The following is a 6,853-nucleotide window of genomic DNA, read 5'->3' as shown; positions in this document are numbered from 1 at the left end:
TGTGCCCACATCAACGGACTATTGGACGAACCCGACTTTAGGCTGTTGGCAGCCTGCTAAGTACCGCGTCGGTGGGACGCCTTCGGCTGCGCTTCGCGCCGGCCCTAACGTGGCAGGCGGACGCCCACGTTCTGATTGCGCTCTTTTTTTGGGCCCAGCATCCCGACAGCCCAATGCGAGCGCAGCGACGCACTCCGTGCCCGGGCACCCGACCTGCGATACTGAGTGCGCGCAGCGCAGCCGAAGGCGTCCCACCGATAACGTGCTTAGCAGGCTGCCAATAGCCTAAAGTCGGGTTCGTCCAATAGTCCGTGGACGTAGGCACCGGACAGGGTGCGTAGCAGGCTCGAACCACCCACCACATCGAACGGAAATCACCACCGCCCGAATCACCCCCGCCGCCAAATTGGTGGCCAGCCGCCTGAGGTGACGCGTTTTTTGGTTACTTTTGTCGCTCCGGCTCGGACAAAAAGTGACCCGCCCAGCAGGGCGGAACCAGGCCGTCAAACCTACGACAACATCGAACCCGACCTACATAACCAAGCCAACAAGCAGGAACCCCTCCCCTTCACACTCCCCACACACTCCCCTCACCCCCACTGGCCAGACTGGACCCCTTCCATCTCCAGGAACCGCCATGCCCTCCTTCGACTACGACATTGTCATCGCCGGCGCCAGCTTTGCCGGCGCCGCCTGCGCCCTGGCCGCGGCGCGCGCCGGCCTGCGCGTGCTGGTGCTGGAACGCAAGACCGATCCGGGCGACAAACTCCACACCACCGGCATCCTGGTCAAGGAAGCCATCGAGCAGACCTGGCTGGGCCGCGCGCCGGCCGATTGCGTGCACCGCGTGGAGCAGGTGCGGCTGTACTCGCCGCAGCTGCGCAGCATCGACCTGAGCGCGCCCGGCTATTACTTCCACACCACCGATACCCCACGACTGATGCGCTGGCTGGCCTCCGAACTGGTGCGCCATCGGGTCGAACTGCGCCTGGGCCAGGCGTTCGTGAGCGCGGTGCCGCGCAACGGCGGCTGGCATGTGACAGGCGTGGGCAATACGCGCTACCTGGTCGGCGCGGATGGTGCGAAGTCGCGCGTGGCGCAGTGTGCCGGCCTTGGTCGCGTGCACAGCTTCCTGTATGGCGTGGAATACGAGTTCCCGGGGCTGGCGCTGCCCGAGCCGGGCGCGCTGCATTGCTTCATCACCCGGCGCTTCGCGCCCGGCTATATCGGCTGGATCGCGCAGAACCCCACCGGGGTGCAGGCCGGACTGGCGCTGCGCTACCTGCCGCGTCACGGCCGGGCGCCGGACCTCGACGGGCTGCTGGCACATGTGCGCGAGCGCGCCGGCCTGCCGCAGCTGGTGCAGCCGGCGGCGACGCGCGCGGGACTGATCCCGTGCGGCGGTCCGGTCTTCCCGCTGGCGCGCGACGGTGTGATCCTGACGGGGGACGCCGCCGGCATCGTGTCGCCGGTCACCGCCGGCGGCATCCACTATGCCTTTGCCCATGGCGAGTCGGTCGGCCAGGCCGTGGCCGCGCACCTGCTACGCGGCGGCCCGGCGCCGGAGGCCGTCGCCACCGCCAGCGCGCCGCGTTTTCGCGCCAAGCGCGCGCTGCGCTGGATGTTCGACCGCTTCAAGTGCGACTGGCCCTTTGACCTGATGCTGTATTCGCCGCCGCTGCGCTGGGCAGCGGAACAGATCTATTTCCACAAGCGCCGCGGCGAAGACCCTGCGCCGCCGGCCCGCACGGCGACCAACGTCTGACCGGCTAGAATGCCGGGCATGGAACAACCGCGGATCCTGGTGGTGGAAGACGAGCAGGCCATCGCCGACACCATCCTCTATGCCTTGCGCACCGACGGCATGCTGGCCGAGCACTGCACGCTCGGCAGCGCCGCGCTCGAGCGCATGCGCTCCGCCCCGGCCGACCTCGTGATCCTGGACGTGGGCCTGCCGGATCAGAGCGGCTTCGAGGTCTGCCGCACGCTGCGCACCTTCAGCAATGCGCCGGTGATCTTCCTGACCGCGCGCCATGAAGAGATCGACCGCATCGTCGGGCTGGAGATCGGCGCCGACGACTACGTGGTCAAGCCCTTTTCGCCGCGCGAGCTGGCCGCGCGCGTGCGTGCCATCCTACGCCGGGCGCGCGGGGGTGGCGCAGCGGTGGCGAAGGGCGACGAGGTTGCCGGCTTTATCCACGACAAGGACGGCGCGCGCCTGGCCTACCGCGGCCGCTGGCTGGAGCTGACCCGCTACGAATACCTGCTGCTGGCCTGGCTGGTAACGCATCCAGGCCGCGTCTACTCGCGCGCGCAGCTGATGGAGTGCGTCTGGGCGGACGCGCTCGACACCAGCGACCGTACCGTCGACACCCATATCAAGACCCTGCGCGCCAAGCTGCGTGACACGTCCCCCGAAGGCGCCGAGTGCATCCGCACCCATCGCGGCATGGGCTATTCGCTGGAACCCTGAGCGCGCGCCATGCATATCGGCCTGCGCATCTTCTTCGGCTTCTTCCTGATCGTGGGCCTGGCCACGGTCCTGACGCTGCGCGTGTTCGTGCAGGAGGTCAAGCCGGGCGTGCGCCAGGCCATGGAAGACACGCTGATCGATACCGCGCACGTGCTGGCGGCGCTGGCCGCCGACGACATGAAGGCCGGCCGCATTGCCGATGGCGATTTCGCCCGGCATATGGCAACGCTGCGCGACGTCCCGGTGAATGCCGATGTGTCCGGCCTGCACAAGGACAGCATCGGCTACCGCGTCTACGTGACCGATGCCAGCGGCATCGTGCGCTTCGATTCCACCGGCACCGACGTGGGCCGCGACTATTCGCGCTGGAACGATGTCTACCTGACGCTGCGCGGCAAGTACGGCGCGCGCAGCACGCGCACCGACCCCGGCGACGAGGCCAGCACCGTGATGCACGTGGCCGCGCCAATACGCGACAGGGACGGCGGGCGCATCATCGGCGCGCTGACCGTGGCCAAGCCCAATGCGGCGATGGCGCCCTTTATCGAGCGCAGCCAGCGCAAAATCCTGCTCTACGGCGGCCTGCTGATCGGCGCCGCGTGCGTGATCGGGCTGGCCTGCACGCTGTGGCTGGTGCATGGGCTGGGCCGGCTGCGCGGCTATGCGCGCGCGGTGGCGGCCGGCGAGCGCGCCGCGATGCCGCTGCGCGGCGCCAGCGAGCTGGCCGAGCTGGGCCGCGCGGTGCAGGGCATGCGCGAGCGGCTGGAAGACAAGCAGTATGTCGAGCACTACATCCACACGCTGACCCATGAGATGAAGAGCCCGCTGGCCGCGATCGGCGGCGCTGCCGAGTTGCTCCAGGAAGAGATGCCGGCAGCCGACCGCCAGCGCTTCGTCGCCAATATCCGCGCCCAGTCCGGGCGGCTGGAAACCATGATCCGCAAGCTGCTGGCGCTGGCCGACGTGGAGCAGCGCCAGCGCCTGGAAGTGCGCGAGCCGGTGCCGCTGGCGCCGTTGCTGGCGCAGCTGTGCGGCGAGCTGGAGCCGCGCGCGCGCCAGCGCGGCGTCACCCTGCAGTTCGCCGCCGACGCCAACCCGGACGTCGTTGCCGGCGATCCGTTCCTGCTGCGCCAGGCCATCGCCAACCTGCTGGAGAACGCCATCGACTTCGCCCCGGCGGGCACCGCGGTCACGGTGCGGCTGGAGCGCCGCGGCGGCGCGCTGGCCATCGCCGTGGCCGACCGGGGCCCGGGCATCCCCGACTACGCCCTGCCGCGCGTGTTCGAGCGCTTCTATTCGCTGCCGCGCCCGCACGGTGCGGACAAGAGCACCGGCCTGGGCCTGTGCTTTGCGCGCGAGGTGGCAACGTTGCATGATGGCGATGTGACGCTGGCCAACCGCCCCGGCGGCGGCGCGCTGGCGGAACTGACCCTTCCGGCCGGGTAGTTCCACGAGGTGACCGGACCGGCATAGACTGGGGCTTCTAACGTGACCGCGCCGAAACTCCCTATAATCGAACGACCGTTCACTTAGGGTACCCTCGAGGTACCCATCCAGTAGTTCAGGAGACACCATGCCCGCCGCCAAGCAACTGCCCCAGGCCCTGCAGAACCTGGCCCTGCCCATCATCGCCTCGCCCATGTTCATCGTCAGCTACCCCGAGCTGGTGCTGGCGCAGTGCAAGGCCGGCATCGTCGGCTCGTTCCCGGCGCTCAATGCGCGCCCGGCGGAGCTGCTCGATGAGTGGCTCACCCAGATCGAGTCCGAGCTCGCCGCCTTCAAGGCCGCCAACCCGGGCGCGCAAGTCGGCCCGGTCGCGGTCAACCAGATCGTGCATACCTCCAACGCGCGGCTCGAGCATGACGTGAAGGTGTGCGTGGACCATAAGGTCCCGATCTTCATCACCTCACTGCGCGCCCCGGTCAAGGAAATGATCGACGCGGTGCACAGCTACGGCGGCATCGTGCTGCACGACGTAATCAGCATGCGCCATGCCGAAAAGGCGATCGAGGCCGGCGTCGACGGCCTGATCCTGGTCGCGGCCGGCGCCGGCGGCCATGCCGGCATGCTGTCGCCGTTCGCGCTGGTGGGCGAGGTGCGCAAGATCTTCGACGGCCCGATCGCGCTGTCGGGCTCGATCGCCACCGGCGAGGCGGTGCTGGCCGCGCAGGCCATGGGCGCGGACTTTGCCTACGTGGGCACGCGCTTTATCGCCTCGCAGGAGGCGCATGCTGCAGAAACGTACAAGCAGTCGATCACCAGCTCGGCCGCCGCCGATATCGTCTACACCAATCTGTTCACCGGCGTGCACGGCAACTACATCCGCGAAAGCATCAGCAATGCGGGCCTGGATCCGGACAACCTGCCGGTGGCGGACAAGAGCAAGATGGACTTTTCCAGCGGCGCCTCCAAGGCCAAGGCATGGAAGGACATCTGGGGCGCCGGCCAGGGCGTGGGCCAGATCCACGACATCCCCACTGCCGGCGAGATCGTCGCGCGCATGAAGGCGGAGTACGATGCCGCCAAGGCGCGGCTGGGTATCGCGCGCTAACCCTGACCGTCACCGGGCCGCTGTAGCGGCCCTTCATTCATCCCTTGCCTGGTCCGAGCCCCGCCACCCCGCCCGATCCAAACGCCACGCTGAGCCGCCGGCAGCAGGCGCTGCGCGCCCTGTGGGTGGCGCTGGGCGGGATCAGCCTGCTGCTGGGGGTGATCGGTATCTTCCTGCCGGTGCTGCCGACCACACCGTTTGTGCTGCTGGCCGCGGCGTGCTTTGCGCGGGGCTCACAACGATTCCACGAATGGCTGCTGGGGCATCCGCGCTTCGGGCCGCTGGTCAGCGACTGGCAGCGCCATCGCAGCATTCCGTTCAAGGCGAAGTGCCTGGCGTTGTCGATGATGTGGGTGTCGATGGGCACCACCGCATGGATGCTGCGCGGGCGGCCGCTGGCGTCGGCGGCATTGCTGGCGTGCGCGGTGGGGGTGAGTGTTTGGATGGTTCGGTTGCCGACGCGGCCGGCTGAGGGGGGCAAGTCCTGATCTGAAGCGCCTCAAAGGCCCCGCCCGTGCGGGGCCTTTTACTTGTCGTCAATCGTAGCTGCGCGCGTCCTCGATCAGCTTCCCATCCTGCGGCAACGACCCCGCCGCGACGAAGGCCACTTCACCGCGCAGCCGCATCACCTCGCGCAGCGACTCCGCCACCGCGCGCTGCAGCGCCTCATCCTCGCGCGTGGCATCGCAATGCAGCGTCATCACGTCGGCGCCCGGTTCGCCGGTCACCACCAGCCGCGCGGCGCGGATCTCCGGATGGCGCCGCAGCACGTCCGCCACCTGCCCCGGATGCACGAACATGCCCTTGACCTTGGTGGCCTGGTCGGCGCGTCCCAGCCAGCCCTTGAGCCGGATATTGGTGCGCCCGCACGGGCTGGGCCGTTGCGATGACTCCGCCACGATGGCCGACAGGTCGCCGGTGCCGAAGCGGATCAGCGGGTAGTCGCCGTTGCCCAGCACCGTCACCACGACCTCGCCGGTCTCGCCTTCGGGCATGGGGCGCGAGCCGCCGGGCTCGACGATCTCGACCAGCACGCCCTCGTCCACCACCCAGCCGTCGCCGCCCTCGGTCTCGTAGGCGATCAGGCCGACATCAGCGGTGCCATACATCTGCTGCACCCGCACACCGCGCGCCTGGAACCACGCGCGCAGCGACGGCGGCAGCGCCTCGCCGGAGACCAGCGCCTTGGCCAGGCTGGTGCAGGGGGTGCCCAGCTCGTCGCCACGCTCCAGCAGCAGCTTCAGGAACGACGGCGTGCCCGCGTAGGCCGATGGCTGCAGGCTGGCCAGCGCCTGCACCTGCGAATCGGTCTGGCCGACGCCGGCCGGGAACACGCAGCAGCCCAGCCGGTGGGCGCCGGTTTCCATCATCATGCCGGCCGGGGTGAAGTGGTAGGAGAAGGTGTTGTAGACCAGCTCGCCGGCGCGAAAGCCCGCCGCATGCATGGCACGCGCCACACGCCACCAGTCGGCATCGTGGCCGTCGACTTCGTGGATCGGGCCCGGCGACTGGAACACATGGCGCAGCTTGCCCAGCGGCGTCGCGTTGAGCCCGCCCAGCGGCGGCAGCGCACGCTGGCGCGCGGTCAGGTCCGACTTGCGCGTGACCGGCAACGCCGCCAGCGCTGCGCGCGAGGTCAGCAGGCGCGGCTCGACGCCGCTCAGAAGCTCGGCAAAGTAAGGCGCGTGGTCGCGCGCATGGGCCACCTGGCGTGCCAGGGCGGCAAGGAGCGCCTGCTCGCGGACTTCCGGCGCGCGGGTTTCGAGCGAATCGAAGTGTTCTGGCATGGTGCTGTGCGTCAGGGAATGGGATGCGGCATGCCGCCGCGC

General features: G+C 69.2%; 6 protein-coding genes. 5 read left to right on the top strand and 1 reads right to left on the bottom strand.

The genetic code is table 11. The features are described from left to right. Positions 1–637: 637 nt before the first annotated feature. The 5 genes from DN412_RS36060 (at position 638) to DN412_RS36040 (ending at position 5,512) form a co-directional block, all read left to right on the top strand. The gene (locus DN412_RS36060) at positions 638–1,765 is read left to right on the top strand and encodes an NAD(P)/FAD-dependent oxidoreductase (protein WP_115215924.1); all 1,128 of its coding nucleotides are present in this window, start codon (positions 638–640) and stop codon (positions 1,763–1,765) included. 9 nt (positions 1,766–1,774) lie between these two features. Next, the gene (gene creB, locus DN412_RS36055) at positions 1,775–2,473 is read left to right on the top strand and encodes a two-component system response regulator CreB (protein WP_279635290.1); all 699 of its coding nucleotides are present in this window, start codon (positions 1,775–1,777) and stop codon (positions 2,471–2,473) included. A 9-nt stretch (positions 2,474–2,482) separates the two neighbouring features. Continuing rightward, positions 2,483–3,919: a two-component system sensor histidine kinase CreC gene (gene creC / locus DN412_RS36050; RefSeq protein ID WP_115215923.1), complete on the top strand. Its 1,437-nt coding sequence runs from the start codon at positions 2,483–2,485 to the stop codon at positions 3,917–3,919. A gap of 127 nt (positions 3,920–4,046) precedes the next feature. Further along, positions 4,047–5,024, top strand: a complete 978-nt coding sequence (locus DN412_RS36045) for an NAD(P)H-dependent flavin oxidoreductase (protein ID WP_115215922.1) — start codon at positions 4,047–4,049, stop codon at positions 5,022–5,024. 44 nt (positions 5,025–5,068) lie between these two features. Next, a complete protein-coding gene (locus tag DN412_RS36040) occupies positions 5,069–5,512 on the top strand; it encodes a YbaN family protein (RefSeq protein ID WP_167471174.1) in 444 nt (147 codons plus the stop codon). 48 nt (positions 5,513–5,560) lie between these two features. On the opposite strand, the gene DN412_RS36035 is transcribed toward DN412_RS36040, so the two are convergent. Next, positions 5,561–6,811, bottom strand: coding sequence for a phenylacetate--CoA ligase family protein (locus tag DN412_RS36035; protein WP_115215921.1), 1,251 nt, complete (start codon positions 6,809–6,811; stop codon positions 5,561–5,563). Positions 6,812–6,853: the final 42 nt, after the last annotated feature.

This window comes from Cupriavidus lacunae (assembly GCF_003353055.1).
In the GTDB taxonomy this organism is placed as follows: Bacteria; Pseudomonadota; Gammaproteobacteria; order Burkholderiales; family Burkholderiaceae; genus Cupriavidus; species Cupriavidus lacunae.
This window is presented reverse-complemented; position numbering and strand designations above follow the sequence as displayed.